At 47.7% G+C, this 19,422-nt stretch carries 14 protein-coding genes and 1 pseudogene; 4 read left to right on the forward strand and 11 right to left on the reverse strand.

Translation table 11 applies throughout. The features are described 5' to 3' along the window. Positions 1-2,070 (forward strand): annotated as a pseudogene (locus ACM64D_RS09860) (hypothetical protein); the annotation flags it as partial. Between the two features lie 72 nt (positions 2,071-2,142). Here the strand turns inward: ACM64D_RS09860 and ACM64D_RS09865 are convergent. After that, a complete protein-coding gene (locus tag ACM64D_RS09865; protein WP_415063043.1) occupies positions 2,143-3,693 on the reverse strand; it encodes an acyl-CoA dehydrogenase family protein in 1,551 nt (516 codons plus the stop codon). Between the two features lie 126 nt (positions 3,694-3,819). Between ACM64D_RS09865 and ACM64D_RS09870 the strand changes: the two genes are divergently transcribed. Further along, on the forward strand, positions 3,820-4,713 hold the full coding sequence (locus tag ACM64D_RS09870; protein ID WP_415063044.1) for a S1 family peptidase: 894 nt from the start codon (positions 3,820-3,822) through the stop codon (positions 4,711-4,713). A gap of 54 nt (positions 4,714-4,767) precedes the next feature. Here the strand turns inward: ACM64D_RS09870 and ACM64D_RS09875 are convergent, their stop codons facing one another. The 5 genes from ACM64D_RS09875 to ACM64D_RS09895 all read right to left on the reverse strand — a co-directional run bounded on the left by ACM64D_RS09875 (position 4,768) and on the right by ACM64D_RS09895 (position 11,753). Beyond that, the gene (locus ACM64D_RS09875) at positions 4,768-5,295 is read right to left on the reverse strand and encodes a hypothetical protein (RefSeq protein ID WP_415063045.1); all 528 of its coding nucleotides are present in this window, start codon (positions 5,293-5,295) and stop codon (positions 4,768-4,770) included. 94 nt (positions 5,296-5,389) lie between these two features. Continuing rightward, positions 5,390-7,156 carry an adenine deaminase gene (gene adeD / locus ACM64D_RS09880; protein ID WP_415063046.1) on the reverse strand — a complete coding sequence of 589 codons (1,767 nt, stop codon included), beginning with the start codon at positions 7,154-7,156 and terminating at the stop codon, positions 5,390-5,392. A gap of 16 nt (positions 7,157-7,172) precedes the next feature. Next, on the reverse strand, positions 7,173-7,979 hold the full coding sequence (xdhC, locus tag ACM64D_RS09885) for a xanthine dehydrogenase accessory protein XdhC (RefSeq protein WP_415063047.1): 807 nt from the start codon (positions 7,977-7,979) through the stop codon (positions 7,173-7,175). Beyond that, positions 7,972-10,299, reverse strand: a complete 2,328-nt coding sequence (xdhB, locus tag ACM64D_RS09890; RefSeq protein WP_415063048.1) for a xanthine dehydrogenase molybdopterin binding subunit — start codon at positions 10,297-10,299, stop codon at positions 7,972-7,974. The genes xdhC and xdhB overlap by 8 nt, the downstream gene beginning before the upstream one ends. Then, on the reverse strand, positions 10,290-11,753 hold the full coding sequence (locus ACM64D_RS09895) for a xanthine dehydrogenase small subunit (protein ID WP_415063049.1): 1,464 nt from the start codon (positions 11,751-11,753) through the stop codon (positions 10,290-10,292). The genes xdhB and ACM64D_RS09895 overlap by 10 nt, the downstream gene beginning before the upstream one ends. Positions 11,754-11,812: 59 nt before the next feature. Here ACM64D_RS09895 and ACM64D_RS09900 point away from each other — a divergent pair, with 59 nt between their 5' ends. Next, entirely contained in the window at positions 11,813-12,262 is a 450-nt protein-coding gene (locus ACM64D_RS09900) for a DMT family transporter (protein ID WP_415063050.1), read from the forward strand. A 37-nt stretch (positions 12,263-12,299) separates the two neighbouring features. On the opposite strand, the gene ACM64D_RS09905 is transcribed toward ACM64D_RS09900, so the two are convergent. Further along, entirely contained in the window at positions 12,300-12,737 is a 438-nt protein-coding gene (locus ACM64D_RS09905) for a hypothetical protein (protein WP_415063051.1), read from the reverse strand. 214 nt (positions 12,738-12,951) lie between these two features. Here ACM64D_RS09905 and ACM64D_RS09910 point away from each other — a divergent pair, with 214 nt between their 5' ends. Beyond that, positions 12,952-13,956: a hypothetical protein gene (locus tag ACM64D_RS09910; protein WP_415063052.1), complete on the forward strand. Its 1,005-nt coding sequence runs from the start codon at positions 12,952-12,954 to the stop codon at positions 13,954-13,956. A 77-nt stretch (positions 13,957-14,033) separates the two neighbouring features. Here the strand turns inward: ACM64D_RS09910 and ACM64D_RS09915 are convergent, their stop codons facing one another. The 4 genes from ACM64D_RS09915 to ACM64D_RS09930 all read right to left on the reverse strand — a co-directional run bounded on the left by ACM64D_RS09915 (position 14,034) and on the right by ACM64D_RS09930 (position 19,410). Further along, on the reverse strand, positions 14,034-15,293 hold the full coding sequence (locus ACM64D_RS09915) for a TolC family protein (RefSeq protein WP_415063053.1): 1,260 nt from the start codon (positions 15,291-15,293) through the stop codon (positions 14,034-14,036). A gap of 7 nt (positions 15,294-15,300) precedes the next feature. Continuing rightward, positions 15,301-15,717, reverse strand: a complete 417-nt coding sequence (locus ACM64D_RS09920; RefSeq protein WP_415063054.1) for a hypothetical protein — start codon at positions 15,715-15,717, stop codon at positions 15,301-15,303. A gap of 3 nt (positions 15,718-15,720) precedes the next feature. Then, on the reverse strand, positions 15,721-18,843 hold the full coding sequence (locus tag ACM64D_RS09925) for an efflux RND transporter permease subunit (RefSeq protein ID WP_415063055.1): 3,123 nt from the start codon (positions 18,841-18,843) through the stop codon (positions 15,721-15,723). A gap of 75 nt (positions 18,844-18,918) precedes the next feature. Continuing rightward, positions 18,919-19,410 carry a hypothetical protein gene (locus tag ACM64D_RS09930; RefSeq protein WP_415063056.1) on the reverse strand — a complete coding sequence of 164 codons (492 nt, stop codon included), beginning with the start codon at positions 19,408-19,410 and terminating at the stop codon, positions 18,919-18,921. Between the last annotated feature and the right edge of the window lie 12 nt (positions 19,411-19,422).

Consider the following 19,422-nt stretch of genomic DNA (forward strand, 5'->3'; position numbering starts at 1 on the left):
GACCATGGTGGTGGTAAAGACGACCATGGTGGTGGCAAAGACGATCACGGTGGCGGAAAAGATGACCATGGTGGTGGTAAAGATGACCATGGTGGTGGTAAAGATGACCATGGTGGTGGTAAAGACGACCACGGTGATGGTAAGGACGATCATGACGACCATGATGATCACGACGATAACGATGATCACGACGACCATGACGATCATGATGGCGAATGCCGAAGAACAGATAAGCATTGCCAAGACGATGGCGATAAACCAGATGATGACTTCGAAGAAGAAGAGAAGAAGGAACTTAAGAGAAAGCTTAAGCCTGTTTTCTATCTCAGCTTCGACTATGGTTCGTACATCGTGAACTTGACGCCTCAATTCCGAGATGTTCAACCGAAGTCTTCATTGGTGAAGTATGATTACAAACCAATGGCCTCTTCAGACTCATTAGTCTATGGCGACTTCCGTGACGGTTTCCAAAAAACTGTTTATGGAAATATCGAAGTCGGCTTGGGTGCAGAAGTCCAATTCTGGTATGACAATGCCAAGGGACTTGCGGATCACTTCTGGGCTTATGTGGGAGTTCTACCTATTGTTGGCAAAGATACAGAGTCTACTCGCTATGTGAGCACTTTGGATAAAGCTTATGCCATGGGTGGACGTTGGGAAGTTCCTAAGTCAGCGTCAGATCTTGATCGCTGGGATGCGGGTGACAGTATTACCTATCTTGGACAAGGTGGCGTTATTTTCTCGGCGGGAGCTGGGTTCGGTCCTGTTGGAGCTGGAGTTGCAAAGTTTGCCGGTGGTACCTGGGAAACATACGTAGAAAAAGTCGGCGCGGACAAGGCTTATGTCAAAATGAGCCGTGGAAAGCTGAATAGCTTCTCTGTATTCACAGATATTTCAATCATTAATCTTTCTTTGAGTGAGTTCAGATTCGCTGACGATGGATTTTCTTTTGTCTTTGATTTGACCACCGATGTTGGCCGTAAGGCTTACGAAGATATGATTCGTGGTAACGTTCTAGCTTCTGAAAACTTCGCCAGCGCAAAACCTGCGAATTTGGTGGAGAGAGCGCCTGTTATTAAAGTTGAAACATTTAGATCAGTTTCCACAGGAAGAATTGCTAGCAAGTCGCTTTCAATTCCAATTATTTGGGATAAAACTTACAGCAAAGGACGTATCAATTCATATACAACGTCAGATATGCACGTAGAGCGCAATACGGCTCGCGCTTACTATGGAATCTTCTCTGAATCAGAAGACTCTCGTTTCTGGACAAGACATAAAGAAAAAGAATTTATGTTCTACGGAGCGAAGTACTCTGTTGAAAACTGGGATAGCAAAGCTCGCATGGATAGCATGTTCGGAACGTATAGCTATACATTCAAGCACGAGAAGAGTAACGGATATCGCCTTAGAGCCGGTATCAAAGAACTTGTGAAGAAAACAGGTTTGGATACTTTGATGGTAGGTATTCCAGATAAAGATCTGGGTTACACAGGCATTGAGTTTAACGTGAACTTTGATGATCAGAACACGATGAGACTGATGACTGCAGCTCAAAAAATGACACAAGATCAGTTTATCGATCTGTCAACAGATCAGGTGTATCCGTACTTCAAAGAAATGAATGATCCTTATGATTATTGCATGGTCTCTGAGGACGGTGGATCTTGTGCCTCTATGGTGGGTCGACGCACGGCCAACGCTGCTAGCAAAATGTACTTCGCGTTGAAGGATATGTACAAATATATGAATACAGATCCTAAGGCGTTCGCAGTTGCTTACGGTCAGTTTGGTGAAGGAATGTCTGAGAACTTGTTCACGTTCAAAGCGGCTATGAAATTGGCTGGTCCTGGCGTGAGTGTTGATTACCTTATCGAGGGTACGTATATTTCAATGTACTTCCGTGAGTGGACCGTCAACGGACAAGGTCTCTGGTCTCCATCTTTGGAAAGACCTATGTACAAGGGACTTCCATTCAACCCAGCGACTCGTCATTCACGAGTGCGTGGTATGATTATTGGTAACTCTGGTGCCAATAAAGTGCCGCATATGAAAAACGTGGCGTTCTAATTATATAAAGAACGCATAAATGAAAAGCCGCTGATGGAGATGTCAGCGGCTTTTTTATTTTGAAGGTGGTACTCAAAGTGAATTTTCGTAGAGAAGGTTCTCAGTGATCAGATCGGCCACGAGGAAGGCCAGACGTCGTGCGTGGCGCTCCCACTCTTCGGGGGCCGCTTTGGCCAGTTGGGATATTATCTTTTGTAGCGTTGTCCATTTTTCGACAAAACCGACAACCGAATCTTTCATGGCAGCGCAGTTACGGAAGTGCTCTAGCAGGATAGGTAATGCCTGCTCTTTTTCAAACGCTCGCAGCATGTCTAAGGAAAGAACGTTGGTTGTTCCTTCCCAGATCGAAAAGACTTGACCGTCTCTGAGAAGACGAGGAATTCCGGTGTCCTCCACATAGCCCGCTCCGCCGAAGATTTCGACGACTTCGCTAGAGATTTCGACGGCCTTTTTTCCGGTATAGAGTTTTAGAATCGGTGTCAGAGTTCTGAGAAGAATTCTTTCCGAGGCGGAGATCTCGCCCACTTCTTCTTGTCCTAAGAGTTTTGCGACAAAAAAGCAAAAGACCAAAGAGCGGCGGAAGTCTTCTTCCAGAGATCTGAGAGTTTCCTGGTGCAATGGGTGCTCTATCAAGGTTTTGCCAAAGGCCGTTCTTTTTCGCGAATAGTCCGTGGCTAAATCCAAGGCGCGGCGCATATGCCCGGTGGCACAGATGGAATTATAGATGCGAGTGATATTCAAAACGCTGGCGATTTTCTTTATTCCATCGCCCTCTCCACCAATGATTCGTGCTGGGGTTCCAAGTAAGCTGAGCTCTGCGGTGGGAAGAGCCTTGGTTCCTAGTTTGTCTTTGAGGCGATGGATTTGAATATTATTAAGTTGTGCCTGGCTATTGCGTAGCTCGAGATAGAAGAGGCTTAGGCCTCGAGAGCCTGCAGGGGCTCCGTCGGGGCGAGCTAAAGTCAGGGCCACCTGAGAGGTTGTTGCAGACGTGAACCACTTGGTGCCGTGAAGAGAATGGGTCGCCGAAAAGGGGCTGCTTCCCGAGAAGGGATGCCCGTCGGTGGCCGTTCCGCTGACGTCGGACCCTCCCGAGCGCTCGGTCATCCATTGACCCGCAGTCCAGAAATGGCGTGGGTCTCGGGTCACCAGATGAGGCAGGGCCCTTTCTTTGAGATCTTGCCCCGCATAGAGCTCCAGGGCCCTAGCAGCCCCATCAGTCATGGCCAGGGGGCACGAGTAGATCGCCGAGCTGGGCGAGTACAGATAAAGAAGCGCCATTTGGTAGACTCGAGAAAACGCTCCGAATTTTCTCTCGTAGGCCGTCGCGACGATGCCCTCCTCAGCGGCGACCCGGTCAAGATGCTTCCATCCTTCGCAAGTTTTGATCTCGTCAATACGGCGCCCCCAGGGATCAAAGGGAATATGCTGGGGCGGCTGGGCCTCGGCGTCTTGAGCCCAGAGAAGCATGTCGGTGGCGGCTCTTTCTCCGAGATGATCCAGGTGAGGCAGGGCCTCTTTTTGAACCTCCGGGGGCAGATTCTTTTTTAAAAACTTTTGAAGTGTTTCATCCGAACGATACGTATTGGTGAGGCCGGGGCCTTCTTGATAAAAGTTTTTCATACCTTCAAGTTTAGGCTTTCAGAGGGAGGCGTACAACAAGATGTCCTGACGCCTGTCTTTTTTTAAAAAATGGTTGCTGTTTTGTAAGGTCCTATCTATAAGAGCCCCTTATTTTAAGGAGGGGCTGTGTCCCGTTTAGTTTTAGTTATCAGCATGATGGCCTTGGTATCTTGTGGCTTTAAATCAAACCCCACCGTGGAATCTAAAAGCGGAACCGGTATTATTGGCGGTACTTTGGTGGCCGAAAAAGCCCCGATCGCTTCTGGTATCGTGAGCGTGTATGATGTTGCGGACAACGCGATTTGCACAGGCTCAATCATTGCCGAGAATTTTATTTTAACAGCAGCTCATTGTGTGCAAACGAAAGCTTCAAAATTGAAGGTTGTTTTTGGTTTGGATGTTGATGCGACCATGGCCATTCGCGAACCCGACGTTCAGCAAGTTTATGTTCGTCGCGTGCTTGATATCAAAGTTCATCCTTCTTACAAACCTGAAGAGCAAGAGTATAAGCAGACAGACTGGGGTGATATTGCGATCATCAAGTTTTCAGGTTCTTTGCCTCCGGGGTACAAGCCTGCGACTTTGCTTCCTGACTCCAGCGTTTTGCGTCGTGGTTTGATGGTGACAGTTGCTGGTTATGGAGTTTCTTTGGTTGATGCAGAACCTGTAGATCCTAAGAAGGTTCGTCATCTTGAAGATGCTATGGCTTACGGAGAAGTGATCTGTGACGACGGACTCAAGAACTGTCTGAAAGTGGATATGTCCGGAGATGGAGAGCTGCGCCAAGCCAAAGCCCCCATTTCTTCTGTTCAAGAAAGTGAAGTTCGTTTGGATGAATCCAAAGGACAAGGTACTTGCAGTGGTGATTCCGGAGGTCCTGCTTATATCGAGAAGGACGGCCAATACTATCTCTTTGGAGTGACCAGTCGAGGCAGTCCTCTTTGTGACGACGTGGGTGTTTACACCAATGCGGTCTATTACAAAAGCTGGATTGCTGAATCTATTCTGAAAATGAAGTAGTCTATAATGAAGTCCCCCGCGACATCCTTGTCGCGGGAAGAGCTTCGGTGGACTTTAAATCTTTTTATAGCGTTTGAATGTCAGAGTGGCTCCAAGCAGGAAGACCACGCCAAAGAGAATATGTAAACTGTGATCGATAGTTCCCAGCTCCAGAACATTCGGAATGGGTTTCCAAAGATATCTGTCTTCAACCAGACTTCCTATTGACGGAATTCCAAGACTTCCAAAAAGAAAACCTAAAATACCTAAGACTCCATAGATGGTGCCAAATATATAGCTAAACCTTTTAGCACTCAGGGCACTGTCGAAGCCAAACCAGAGTGAGAGGGCCCCCGAGGCGACGTGAATGGCGTTGTGAGTATAGCTGAGATGAGCTCCTAAGAAGTTGTCGACGACAAATCCGACAAGGCCCATCACCACTAAGGCAATACCCATGACCACGCAGACCTCTTGAGCGTACCTTCTTTGAATAGGTAAGAAAGTCTCAGTGGGTTGAGCTCGATAGATCTTCGAGGGTGGGGATGGTTCTTGGGGAGTGGTTCTGGGAGGTGTCGGTTTTCGCGGTTCTTTTTCAAGTTCCATAAAAAGCTCCTTATCACGTTTGTGATTATGAGCTTCCTGCCAGAATAAATCATGCCTCCGTCATTAAAATTGGTAGAAAACAGAGGCTTAAGATTTATGCTTCTTGAAATAGAGGAATGAAAGAGAACTTTGTCACATCGACTAGTCCTCGATCTGTCAGCTTAAGAGTTGGGATCACAGGGAGGGCCAGGAAGGCCATCTGGATGAAGGGCTCATCGAGCACCACCCCTTGAGAGCGAAAAGCTGTTTTGAGTTGTTCGATCCCTGACTTGATTTCCTCGGCACTTTGTAGACTGAGAAGTCCTGCGATGGGAAGTCTGACAAGAGCCTGAACCTTTCCATGATTAACAACAACAAAACCTCCACCATTTTCGATGAGTGTGTTTGCTGCCAGGGTCATGTCAGCCGTGTTGGTGCCGATGACCATGAGATTATGAGAGTCGTGAGCGACGGAACTGGCAAGAGCGCCACTGTGGAGCCCCATCCCTTTGACAAGCCCCAGTCCTGGAGGCCGACCTTGGCCATAGCGTTCAATATTGGCCATATAAAGAACATCATCGTCAGAAAAGGACGTGCCGTCATATTCCAGCGAGAGATGCTCTGTTATGATTTCATGAGGAATAATTTTAATGACATTGTAAAGCCCTTTCTTCAACTTGAATGTCAGTTCCTCTTCTTTGAGAGGCGCGCGCTTCATCGTGTTCTCGAGGGGCGGTTGCGATTTTTGCAGCTTTTCCTGAACATGCTTATCAAGGGACAGTTCTGAAACCTGTTGGCCACCGATGAAAACTTCTTGAATCTCAACTTTTTTAAGATCTCGAAGCAAAACCAGATCTGCTTTTTTCCCAGGGGCGACCAATCCCAAACGTTTTAATCCGAAATGTTTCGCTGCAGAGTACGTTGCCAGGCGATAAGCGACATGAACGGGGACTTGATGTTTGTTAATCAATTCACGAATAAGGTAGTTGATATGTCCTTCATGGGCGATTTCAAATGGATTGCGATCGTCCGTGCAAAGAAGACATTGTGCTGAAGAAAACTCATTTACCAAGGGCGCGAGTGTTTTCAAGTTTTTAGCGACACTGCCTTCGCGAATAATCAGCCCCATGCCTTTTTGCAGCTTTTCTTTTCCTTCTTCGAGAGTCACCGTTTCGTGACAGTTTTGAATTCCGGCAAGGAGGTAGGCATTTAAGGATTTTCCTCGCAACAGCGGTGCATGGCCATCAAGATTAAGGTCCTCGAAGGCTTCAATTTTAGCAAGAACATCTTTGTCGGCATGAATCACTCCCGGGAAGTTCATCATTTCCGCAAGTCCCAGCACGGCGGGGTGGTCCTTGTGTTTAATCATATCAGCGAGAAGAAAGTCGCTGCCATTGGTTTCAAAACCTGGCAATGCGGGAACACAAGAAGACATCTGCACGAAAAGATTCTGGGCCAACAGTTCAGAGCATCGTAAGAACCATTCAAAACCACGCAAACCTAGAACATTGGTGATTTCGTGAGGGTCGCAAATGGCGGTGGTGGTGCCCAAGGGCAAAGTGGCACGTTCGAACTCAAAAGGCGACATCATCGAGGATTCAATATGCAAGTGACCATCAATAAAACCCGGCGTCATGAAAGCGCTTTGAGCGTCAAAGAGGCGTTTTGTAGGGCTTCCGAGATATTCGAGTCCGACGCCGACGATATATTCTCCACCGATGGCGACGGCCGTCGGGTAGATTTCGCCGGTGATAACGTCAAGAAGCTGTACGTTGGTGATGAGCAGATCCAGTTCGGCGTCGCCTCGTGCTTGAGCTAATCTTTGGGGAAGCTCTTGGGTGGAAATTTTTTGAGTTTTCTTTTTACCGAGTGAAGAAGCCATGGAGTGTCCTTAAAATTTAGAGATCTGTTTTGCCGAAGATCTCATCACGGGTTCTTAAAATCTGGGCAACGATGCTAAAGGCGATTTCGATGGGGGCATTTCCTCCAAAATCTTCTCCCATGGGGCAATAGAATCTTCCCAGAGTGTCATCGTCGACTCCGGCATGCTGGAGGTCGCTTTTAAGGCGCAGATATTTTTGCTGACTTCCAACATTGCCAACATAGCTGAAACGATCTCGCTGCTTCATGGTCTCGATTAAAACAGGAAGATCTGTTCCGTGGCCCATTGTCATGATGGCGACAAAAGACTTTGGTGGAATTTTGTGAACTTCTGCGGCCATATTGTCCGTCAAGCGAGTCGTCAACTTAGGTGAAGAGGGAAGTTTGCTTAACCACTCTTGGCGGGGATCAAGGCATAAAATCTGACAATCAAGTTTCAAAAGCAATCGTACGAGTTCCTGAGAAATGTGCCCCGCGCCGAAAACGGTGACGTGAAAGGGGTGTTCTTTTTCAAAAAGCTCGAAGAAGAAGCTCACAACCCCACCGCAGGTCATGCCGATGTCTTTTTGTAGATTCCAATCCGTAAAAAGATATCGTTCTTTTTCGGAGATCATTCTTTTCGCCTCTTGAATAGCTCTATTTTCGACCTTCCCGCCGCCGACGGTTCCATACTCAAGCCCCTCAGAGCTGACGATTGCCCGCGCCCCGACTTCTTGAGGTGAAGAGCCGATTTGTTTAACAAGCGTGATGACGACAAAGGATTTTGAGCCCTCTTTGAGGTGGGTGAGGGCACTTAAGAAATCTTCGAAATTGCCTTTACTCATATTGTTTTAGCTCCATAAGAAGTTCTTCAGGCGTGGCTGGTGATTTGATATGTGGAATTCTTTGAGTGCTTTTGTATCGCAAAGCATTTTTGAGTGCCGTCCAGACGCTGATACCCAAAAGAAAGGGGGGTTCGCCGACCGCTTTTGAGCGGTGAACATTCTGGTGGTTTTCGTTATTTTCAATGAAGCTGACATTGAAGACGCGAGGAGTGTCTTGAATACTTGGAATTTTATAGGTCGTGGGGGAGTGACTGAGCAACTTCCCCTCTTTGTTATAAAAAAGTTTTTCAGAGGTCACCCATCCCATTCCTTGTACGAATGCGCCAGTGACTTGGCCACGATCAATACCAGGATTCAGAGGTCGCCCCAAGTCCATGAGGATGTCGGCCTGAAGGACTTTGGATTCGCCAGTCCACGTGTCGATTTCCACTTCGCTGACGGCAACTCCGTTTGTGAAATAGTTAAACGGAGTTCCCAGGCTGCGAGCTTTGTCAAAACCAAGACCCTCTGTTTTGAAATGAGCGTACTCACCCAAGGACATGCGGTTTAGGTAGGCCTTTTTTACCAGCTCGGTCCAGGAAATGTTTTGACCGCTAGGAAGATGAACGACATTGCCATCATGAAAATGGAAGTCCGCCAAATTCAGTTGGTTCAAATCGACAGGGGGACATTCTGCGATGTCATTCATCGTCGTGCCGATCAAGATGTTGTGATAAAGCCAGGCAAGACGATTTTTTATTTCCAAACTGGCCTGCAAGGCTGCGGAGCCATTGATGTCTGAACCACTAGAGGCCGCTGTTGGTGACGTATTGTGATTCTTTTCAGTGGAGGTGGCCATGACCTTAACATCAGGAGATGGGACGCCAAAGGTATGGGCGACGATCTGCTGAATCTTCGTATTCACGCCTTGTCCCATTTCCGTCGCACCCGTGGAGACTTGAACGGTCCCATCTTTGTGAACGTTCACCAGTGCGTTGCCTTGATTTAGGAAGCGCGCGGTGAAGGCGATACCGAACTTCGTAGCGGTGACGGAAAGGCCACGGATCTTGCCTGTGCCTTGAGAGTTGAAAATATCAATTTCTTGACGACGGCGAAGATACTCAGAATCATTTTTTAATTGCGCAAACAGATCGGGCAAAGTGTTGTGGGTGAGCGTTTGTCCGTAGTGCGTGACGTTGTTTTGATTTTTGCCATAACAATTCAAGAGGCGAATATCCAAGGCGTCTTTTTTCAAGTAGGCGGCAATGTCTTCGATGATGCTTTCAATGGTCATCGTTCCTTGAGGGCCTCCAAAACCTCGGAAGGCCGTATTGGAATGGAAATTGGTGCGGCAGACGTAACCTTCGATATGGGCATGAGGTAGAAAATAGGCGCCGTCAATATGGAACATCGCCCGGTCTAAGATGGAACTGGAAAGATCCGCATAGGCACCACCATCGGCATAAAGCTGAGCTTTTAATCCTAGAATACGACCGTCATCATCAAAGCCGACCTCATAGAAGTTTTTAAATGGATGCCGCTTTCCAGTCATCATCATGTCGTCGTCTTTAGAAAGACAGAGTCGAGCCGGGCGTTGCATCTTTTGCGCAACTAAGGCGGCCATGGCCGCAAAAGGAGCCGCCTGACTTTCTTTTCCGCCAAAGCCTCCGCCCATGCGTTTCACGATGCAAACGACTTCATGAAGGCTCAGCCCAAGGGCTTCGGCGACAACATGTTGAGTTTCGCTGGGATGCTGGGAGCTAGAGTGAATTTCAATTTGTCCATCCTCCATGGGATAGGCAATGCAGGCCTGAGATTCCAAATAGAAGTGCTCTTGGCCGCCACATTCAAAAGAGCCAGAAAGTTTATGAGGCGCCTTCTGCAGGGCGGAGTGTGCATCGCCGCAGGCAAAGGGGTTGGCTTTGTAGATAAAGTTCTTTTTCGCGATCGCCTCGTCGATACTTAAAATGGCGGGATGTTTTTCGATATCAAACTTGACCAAGGATTTCGCTCGCAACAAGGCGTCCATGGATGTGCCCACCAAAATAAGGGCGGGCTCATCGTAGTAGCCGATTTTATTCTCAACCAAAACGGGTTGTTCAGGGATGATCGTTCCCCAGTGGTTGTGATGGAAATCTTTGGCGGTGAAGGCTGCTAAAATGCCGGGGGCCTTGAGGGCCTCTTTGGTTTCGATGGATTTTAAAAGGCCTGCCGCTGCGGGCACCCCTACGGGAAGAACAAAAACCTCTTTTTGAGTTAGTGCGCGGTCGTCAATAAAAACACTGCCGCCGGTAACATGACCGCGTGAGGAATCATGAGGGATGTTTTGACCTATGGACATGAGGCACTCTCTTGGCAAAGTTCGATATAACACTTATGGAAAAGATTTTCGGCGACCGTCAGTCGATACTCCTCAGATGCCCTGAGGTCTGAGATAGGTTTGATGAAAGAGCGAACCTTTTTGCCGACACTTTTAAATGTGTCTTCCGAAAAAGGAGCCCCGGCAAAGTCCTTTTCAAGGTCTGGAAGGCGGATCACCGTCGGGCCAATGCCGCCCAGAGCGACGCGTGCCTCGAGAATTTTTTGATTTTCAATTTTAAGAGTCGCAGCGAAGGTCACTGCGGAAATATCCAAATCTTTTCTTAGGGAAACTTTAAAGAACTTTGTAGTCCAGCTTTTTCCAAGTGTTGGGATGAAAATTCCAGTACAGATTTCGTCAGGCTGAAGATCGAAAGATTTATAGGCTTTATAAAAAGAGGTGAGAGGGACCGTTCGAGCACCTTTTGCGGATCTCAAATGGACTTCCGCATTGAGAGTCAGAAGAGCGGGAATGCTGTCCCCGATCGGGGAGCCATTTAAGACATTTCCTGCCAGTGTCCCTTGGTTCTTGATTTGTGGGGAGGCAAAAATGCGCATCAGCCGGCTAAGCTCGGGCTGCTCTTTTTCAACAAAATTTTCAAAATCAGTCAGGGATGTGCGAGAGCCGATCCATAAACCCTGAGGAGTGCTTTCAAGCTTGGCAAGATCTGCAATACGGTTGAGAACCAAGACATGATCTAAGAAGAACTTTCCTTTGTTATGAAGAACCCCGAGGTCGGTGGCGCCAGAGACAATGCGAAGTTGTGGATATTGCTCTTTAAGTGAAATCGCTTCCTGCAATTCAACGGGAGAAAAAACTTTCTTTTGCGAACCCTCGATATGAATGGTGTCGGCGGAAATTTTCTGAAAAGTCTCTTGCTGACTTTTTTTAAGATATCTGGTTGCCAGAGGTGTCCACTTTTTTAAATCGATATTCATGGCAGAGTTAAGAATCGGCTCATAACCCGTACAACGACATAAGTTTCCAGTCAGATGGTTGCGGGCCTTTTTTTCGGTGATGGAGGTGTTGTTTTGGGAACAACTGTCGGCAAGACCCGAGAGAGAGCACACCATGCCCGGTGTGCAATACCCACATTGTCCGCCGTGAAATTCACGCATCTTATTTTGCACTTCGCTGAGTTCGTCTTCCATGGCGAGGCCTTCCACGGTGACGATCGAACACAGATCAAAAAGATAAACAGGGGCGATACAGGAGTTGAGCGTTTGAAAAGAAGTCCATTGATTTTCATTCCAACGAGCGACCAGGACTGTGCAAGCTCCGCAGTCGCCTTCGGCACAAACGACCTTGGTGCCGGGAAGATGGGCTTGATAGCGAAGAAATTGTGCAAGAGGTAAAAATGCTTCGTCGCCATGGACTTTGTGTTCCACGCCATTGATAGTAAGATGGATTTGTTTACGTTTTGATGATGGGGCCATTTTAAATTGCTCTCATAAAATCACTTTCAATACAAGGCATATTCAAGTAGCTTGTGAGCATGATATTTAAATTTCTTCTTCCCATTGTTGCAGGCATCTCTATTGTTCTTCAGGGCACATTGAATCGAACTTCGGCGTCGCAGATAGGACTTGTTTCTGCGGTTTTTCTAAATGCCTTGGTCTTTCTGGTTTTTTCAGGGGTCTTTTGGTTGGCGATGAGATTTGAGCTGATCGGAGGCCTGACAACGATGTCAGCGAAACCTTTCATCGACTTGAAGTGGTGGCAGATCTTACCTGGTGTCTTGGGTTTTTTTATTGTACTTTTGACTCCATTGGCGATTGAGTTTTTAGGAGCAAACCTTACATTTGCGGCCATTATTTGTACTCAGTTGGCGGTCAGTATGATCTGGGATTCTTATATGGAAAAAGCTCCGCCCTCCCCTTTGAGTCTTGTGGGTGTGGGTGTGATGGTGGTCGGTTTAGTTCTGATTGTCGTATCGAAAAAGTAGAGGGCCCCACAGACTTAGCTCTTAGGGGCGTTCGTTCTTATTGTTTTTTCACGTAGGCGTTGATGCGAATCCCACGGGCCAGCGATGTGGTGACAGTGACGTTGGTTCCGCGAACAAGATCCTCCGTGGTGGTCTCTTTAAAGTCGATATTAAAATCAAGTTCTTTGGAGCGATTGCTAGGGCAGGTAGCCACTCCTGAGAAGATCTTGCCGCTGCCAAAGGTGACAAAGTCCCAATACAGAGTGGGATTGAGCGTGAAGGTGCCGTTGCAGGATTCATCACTGTGACCATCAGGGTAGGTTCTTTGAATTTCAAACTCACGAGTGTTGAGGACACGGAACTTGAGATAAACCTTCTGAAATCCGGCGCGGGCTTCGACATTGTAGCGGCCGACGATATTGCCTGGGGTGAGTTCGGCGGCCAGCGATGTTGAACAGGTAAATAGAATCATTACAGATGATAAAAGATACTTCATTTTCTTCCCTCCATTGGTAGATACGTTTTTATACCCAGAGGGGAAAGACCCGGACAAAACAAAGTCCCAGAAACTGGAAACTTACAAAATGGGGGCTGGCGGGTGCCCACCTTTTTGACACCTCCTGGCATTATTTCCCTGTGGCGGTCAAAAATAGACACAGTCTCTCATTCTGGGGTAAGACGTTGGCGGTCATTTAACTTGGGGAGAAAAAATGAATAATAAGCTTTTATTGATTGCCGCGACAGGACTGATGTTGTCTCCAGTGTCTTTGTGGGCACAGTCATCCAGCACTTCGACGACCAATTCCAGCACCTTGAAAATGGAAGAAGTAAAAAAGAGCGAAGAGAAAGAAAGCGACATTGATAAAGAGATCACGGATGCGCGTATGAGAGCTCAGTTGGGTTCTAAATCCCGCTGGTCCTTCAAATCAAGCTTGGCGTATTCTGGTGGTTCTGTTGAAGAGCCTTTCAGTGGTGTCCGTCCCAATTATCGTGCCTCAGCCTCTGTTGAATCTATGACCTCTTTGTCAGGTGATGTTGGTATCAACTACCGCATGGGTGAGCGTGATAACTTCAGCTTCGGAACGGGTATTACTGTTATTGATCCTTTGCATGGTGACATCACAAAGCCAGCTCAAGACACTCGTACCGGTAGATCTGGAAGCCTTTCTCGTTATGAAGTTTCCACTCCGTATTTGGGATGGAGCCGCGGTTATCGCGCGTGGGATTCACAAATGATTTCAAGCTTCACCTACAGCCACGCGACAGACTCAGACTCTGTAAACATCACGAAGACTTTCGGGGCGGCGAGTTTTAGCCAGACGATCCTAGCGAATCTTGGAAACTCTGGTTGGACTGGTGGAACCAGCTTAACGATTGGTAAAAGCTTCTATACTGGGGACGTAACGGATGCGGCGATTGTGAAACGCATGACGGCGGGTCTTTATAAGCGTACCGATATGACGGCGGGGCTTTTCCCTTTCCTTCAGTACTCATTCAATGATCGTTACTCTTTCAGAACGGTTTTTGGATACTTCCAATTTTCTCGTTACGAAGGGTATGACGACAACGTTCAAATTGAGCCTTATCAATCTGTAGGAACGGGTATTTCCATCACGCGTGATATCTATCTTTATCCGAACATTCAGTTTACGCCGAAAGATATCAGAGCAGACCGCACGAACGTGGCTCTCTCTGCCAATATCAATTTGTTCTAATAAAGACAAAGAATCTGAAAAACAAAAAAACCCAAGGAATTGCTCCTTGGGTTTTTTATTTTTTGATATTGTGAAAGCTACTTACCGATCTTCGAGAGAACGTGGGCTTTGGCCACCTGGAACTTCTTCAGAATTTCCAGTCGTTTGTTCTTCATATCAAAGAGCTTTTCAGAAGCCCCCAAAACATCCGGAGAGTTTTTAACTCCGCGAGCGTACTCGGACTGGGTCAGCTTGTAATAGCGCTCAGATCGCAGGATGTTCTCTTCAGCTTCATGGGCCTGATCGTGCATCACTCGCAGCTCCGCAATTTCCCCCTTGAGATTGGCTTCGATCTCTTGCTTGGCAAAAATCGACAGGGCTTGAGAGGCCTGTGATTCTTTGAGTTTGGCGGCGGCTTCTCGACGTGATTCAAAGCCGTTGGGAAGACTGATCGAGAGGCGCAAACCCACGACCGATTCGGTGCGATCGTTGGCATCTATCTTGTCTTCTTCGCGTTCGTTGAACTGATTGTAGGAAGCGTAAGCATCCAGCTTGGGCCACCATTCTCGGTGTTGGCTTTTCGCGGCTAAGGTGTCTTGTTCGGCCTGAATCTGGGTTTCCTTGTATTGAAACTCATGATCCTTGTCCGTGTATTTCAGAGACACTTCATAATCGTGGTCATGGGAGAGCTTTTCGGGAAAAGAGAGAACTGTGCCTTCGGAAAGTCCCAAGAGGAGCGTCAGGGTTCTTGTGTTGTTCTGAATTTGCACCTCAAGCTCGGCCAGCTCCCTCTTGAGATCGACATCTTTCATTTCAAACTCAAAACGATCCGAATCCGTGGCCACTCCGCTTTTGATCCGTCGAAGAGCGGCGTTGAGATTTTGTTGGTTGACAGCCAGAGTGTCCTTCAGAAGAAGCATTTTTTCTTGAAGGTAACGAAGCTCCCAATAGGTGGTCCGAGCTTTTTCAAGTTCCTCAGCGAGGATCTTCTTTGACTGCGTCGAACGTTTGGTTGTTTCCAAACGACGAATGTCACTTTCGATCTGATCCTTTCCGCCGTTATAAAGATTGGCCTTAATTTCGGCACCGTAGGTGGGTTGAGATTTCTGCTCTTCGTTGCCGACTTTGAAGCTTTCTTGGGCGCCATGCAATTCAAGGGAGGGTAGGAAAGATCTGCCCAGGGAGCCTTCTCTTTCTTGAGCCGCTTCTTGACTCAATTTAGCGGAAGAGACTCTGATATTTTTGGCATCCAGTAAGCTGCGCAAAGCTTCCGAGGTGATGGACACAGGTTCAGCGAGGACCTGTGTCGGTGCTAAGACCTGTGCAAGAAGGGATATTTTTAGAAATAGTCTTTTCATGACAACCTTACTTTCGAGGTTCAATAGTGAACTTCAGTGTGTCGGGATGACCTGCTTCCGGAGCCAAGACGTCGAGTATCAAGGTATAGCGATGAGCCCCTTTGGCGTCATAGCTGCCCTCAAGGAAGTTGCTGCTTGCTTTAAAGGTCATTGTGTCCGTTTTTTTATTGCGAGGCAGTTCGATTTTAGCATCAATCTTATAGTTTTGAATGTCTTTGGGTTTCATTTCCAAATCATAGAAGTAAACCTTCAGGTCCTTGCCCTTGGAGACAACTTCAACGTTGAAACTTTCAGTGCCCTTAAGGACGCCCCCTTTGGGGGCTTGAATCGTTTTAGGCGCATCATGATCATGGCCTTCGTGAGCCCATGTTGTTGAAAATGTCATTGTCAAAGCGATGATTGTTGCAAAAGTTAGATTTTTCATAGGTCAAACCCTCTCATTTTGTTTGGTGTCGTCAATATAGTTTTCCGCTGACTGTTTTCCGATACGATAGAACAAGGCTGGTGTGACGATGATGTCGAGAAGTGTGGAGCTGATAAGTCCACCGACAATCACCACCGCCACGGGGTGAAGGATTTCACTGCCAGGTTGGCCCTTAGCAAAAACCAGGGGTAGCAGCGCCAAGGCCGCCACAAACGCTGTCATCATCACCGGGATCAAACGCTCTTGGGAGCCTCGGATGATCATTTCTTTAGAGAACTTTTCTCCCTCATACTTCATCAAATGCAGATAGTGGGAAATCATCATGATGCTATTACGAGACGCCATACCACACAGTGTGATGAAGCCGACCAGGCTTGCCACGGTCAAAGAACGGTCCGTGAAGAAAAGTAAAATGATACCTCCGATAAAGGCCAGAGGGATTGTGACCATGATTTGGGCTGCGATGGTTTTGGAATGGAAGTGAGACCAGAGGACCAGAGCGATTCCTAAGATGGATATGATGCTGAAGATGAGAATCTTTTGAGTGGCACTCTTCTGACTTTCAAATTGGCCACCATAAACGACATAATATCCTTCTGGCAGGGAGACCTTTTCTGAAACTCTTTTTTGAATCTCTTCAATCAAACTTCCCAGATCGCGCCCACTGACGTTGGCACTGATGACGATGCGGCGTTGACCATTTTCACGGTTGATTTCATTGGGTCCTGTTGACTCATAGACGTCGGCCACTTGTTCCAAAAGGACTTTTCTTCCATCCGGCATAATCTTTAAAACTGTCTTTTGCATTTTCTCGATGCTGGCTCTTGAGGACTCATCAAACTGGAAGAAGACGTCATAGATTTTGGTGTCGTCAATGACTTCAGCGACAGTTTCCCCGTTGAAAGCGGCTTCAAGCAAGGTCGTAATTTCCCCGGGGTTGAGGCCGTAGCGGGCGGCATCGTCACGAAGAACGTGGATTTTGACCTGAGGGATAAGGCCCTGGCTTTCGATCTTAAGATCCACCAAGCCTGGCGTGCCTTTGATCGCGGCCTCTAAGTCCATGGCTTTTTCTCGAAGAGTTGTTAGATCCGGGCCAAAGATTTTAATCGCAATCGCGGCGCTGACACCCGAAAGCATGTGATCAATCAAATGCGCGATAGGTTGTCCCGCGTTCACCCCAGCTTCGGGTAGGGATTCTTTAAGTTTATCGCGAATTTCATTGAGGACGAGTTCGCGTGGTCGACTGTTGGGGTGAAAGTCGACATCGATTTCACTGACGTTGACACCCATGGCATGTTCATCAAGTTCTGCGCGGCCCGTTCGGCGAGAGACGGATTTGACGTCTGAAACGGAAAGGATGATTTCTTCGGCTTTCTTTCCCAGGTGGCCAGATTCAGTCAGGCTGATTCCAGGAGGTGCGATCACTGAAATGACTGCCGTTCCTTCGTTGAACTTGGGCAGAAAGTCTCGGCCCATCAGGGGAACTAGCGCGACAGAGATAACAAACAAAACAATCGAGCCACCCAAAACGATGTTGGCGCGAGGAAGCGACCACTCCAGGACTTTGCGATCGAGGTTTTTAAGCCAGACCACAAAGCGAGTGTCATGATGCTCTTGCAGTTTTCCCTTTAGGAAGTAAGAGCAAAGAACGGGAGTGAGTGTGAGGGACACGACCAGCGAGGCAATCAAAGAAGTGATATAGGCGACGCCGAGAGGAGCAAAGAGTCGCCCCTCCAGTCCTGTGAGATTAAACAGAGGCAGGAACACCAAAGCAATGATCACCGTGGCCAAAACGATGGAGTTCCGAATCTCGCTGGAGGCTTCATAAATCACACGAAGAAATGGGCGTGGGGTTGCCAACTGCGCGTTTTCTCTTAGGCGTCGGAAAACGTTTTCAACGTCGACGATGGAGTCATCGACGAGTTCTCCGATGGCGATGGCCAATCCTCCGAGTGTCATCGTGTTGACGCTCAGACCGAAAAATTTAAAGACGATGGCGGTGACCAAAAAGGAAACTGGGATGGCTGTCAATGTAATGACGGACATACGTAGGTTCGCCAGGAAAATGAACAAGATGATGAAAACCAAGACGGTTCCAAATTTAAGTTTTCCCTTGATGCCGGAAATAGAGGACTCAATGAAATCCGCCTGTTTAAAGACATTGGGGTTGACGATGACTCCTTGGGGCAGTGAGGGTTTGACCTCTTCAATGGCCTTTTCAATGGCGCGAGTCATGCGAATAGTGTCGGCTCCGGGTTGTTTTTGGATGGTCATGACAACCGAAGGTTTTCCGTTAAAGCTTCCGTCTCCGCGTTTGAGGCGAGGTGCTTCTTTGACCTCGGCGATATCTTTGACAAAGACGGGGCGACCGAAGTGAAGTCCGATTAAAGTATCTTTGATATCATCAATGGATTCGATGATGCCGATATTGCGAACCAGAAACTCTTGGCTGTCCTTTTCAAGAAAACCGCCGGTGGTGTTTTGACTGATTTTGGCAAGTTCCTTGTCGATTTGATCAATGGACAGTTGGAAGCGATTGAGTTTTTCAGCAGAGACCTGAATTTGATATTGCTTAAGGCCTCCTCCGATGGAAATGACTTGCGCAACTCCGGGGATCGTCATCAGGCGAGGACGAAGCACCCATTCGGCCAGAGTTCGAAGTTCCATGGGGCCGACGTCTTTACTTTCTGAAGTTACGGCAATCTGTTGAATCTGCCCCATTAAGGAACCAATCGGTCCCATGACGGGCTCGACATTGCGAGGAAGTCGTTCCTTGGCGAGATTGAGTTTTTCTTGGACCAGTTGGCGGTTGCGGTAGATATCCGTGCCCCACTCAAACTCGACATAGATAGCGGAAAGGCCGATTCCGGATTGAGAACGAATTCTCTCGACTCCCGGAAGGCCGTTGAGGAAGGACTCAATCGGAAAGGTGACACGGGTCTCAACCTCTTCCGGCGCCATGCCGTGAGATTCGGTCATGATCGTGACAGTGGGTTTGGTGACATCTGGAAAAACATCGACCGGGAGATCTCGGATCGCCATCGCTCCGTAGACGATAATAAAGGCTGTGATGACGACAACGAGCAGCCGATGGTTCAGGGCATAGCGAATAATGGCATTTAGCATATAAGCCTCAAATGAATATAAATAAAATGTATGAGAAAATAGTGCAGTTCAAGCCTGCGTTTTGAAGGAGCTTAATTAAGCTCGGGGAGGCTGGAAAGGGCCCTCAAGATCGGGGCCTGGTTTGATTCTGAATAAAGCTTCAGAGTAGGAAGCGGAAACTCTTAAGGACAAAGATAAAGACTGATTGGGGTTGTCCGGAGAGTAGGTCAGTTGACAGCAACTAGTGCGATGAGCGGGGCAGCGGCAGTCGTGTTTTTCCGGAGACGATGAGTCTTTTTGTGCGGGATTGACGGAGTCACGGTGAGCATCTGCGTGTTGGCTGATATGTTGATGTTCGTGGTGTTCGGAGACTGAAGGAGGACAGTGCTCTGCGACGCGCGCAAGACTAGGAAGGCAGAAAACTGCCACCATGAAAAACGCAAAAAGAGATGTGATATAACCCTTCTTCACATCTCTATCTAATTCCAAGGCCTTCGAGATGTCAATGGAACCCAGGCCTACCGCAGGGAGATTCAATAGATTGATACCTAAAGAGAAATAGATCTCACTTTGAGACCAGAGGTGCAATGCGTAACAGGC

It is taken from the genome of Bdellovibrio sp., assembly GCF_047637665.1.
Taxonomy (GTDB): Bacteria; Bdellovibrionota; Bdellovibrionia; order Bdellovibrionales; family Bdellovibrionaceae; genus Bdellovibrio.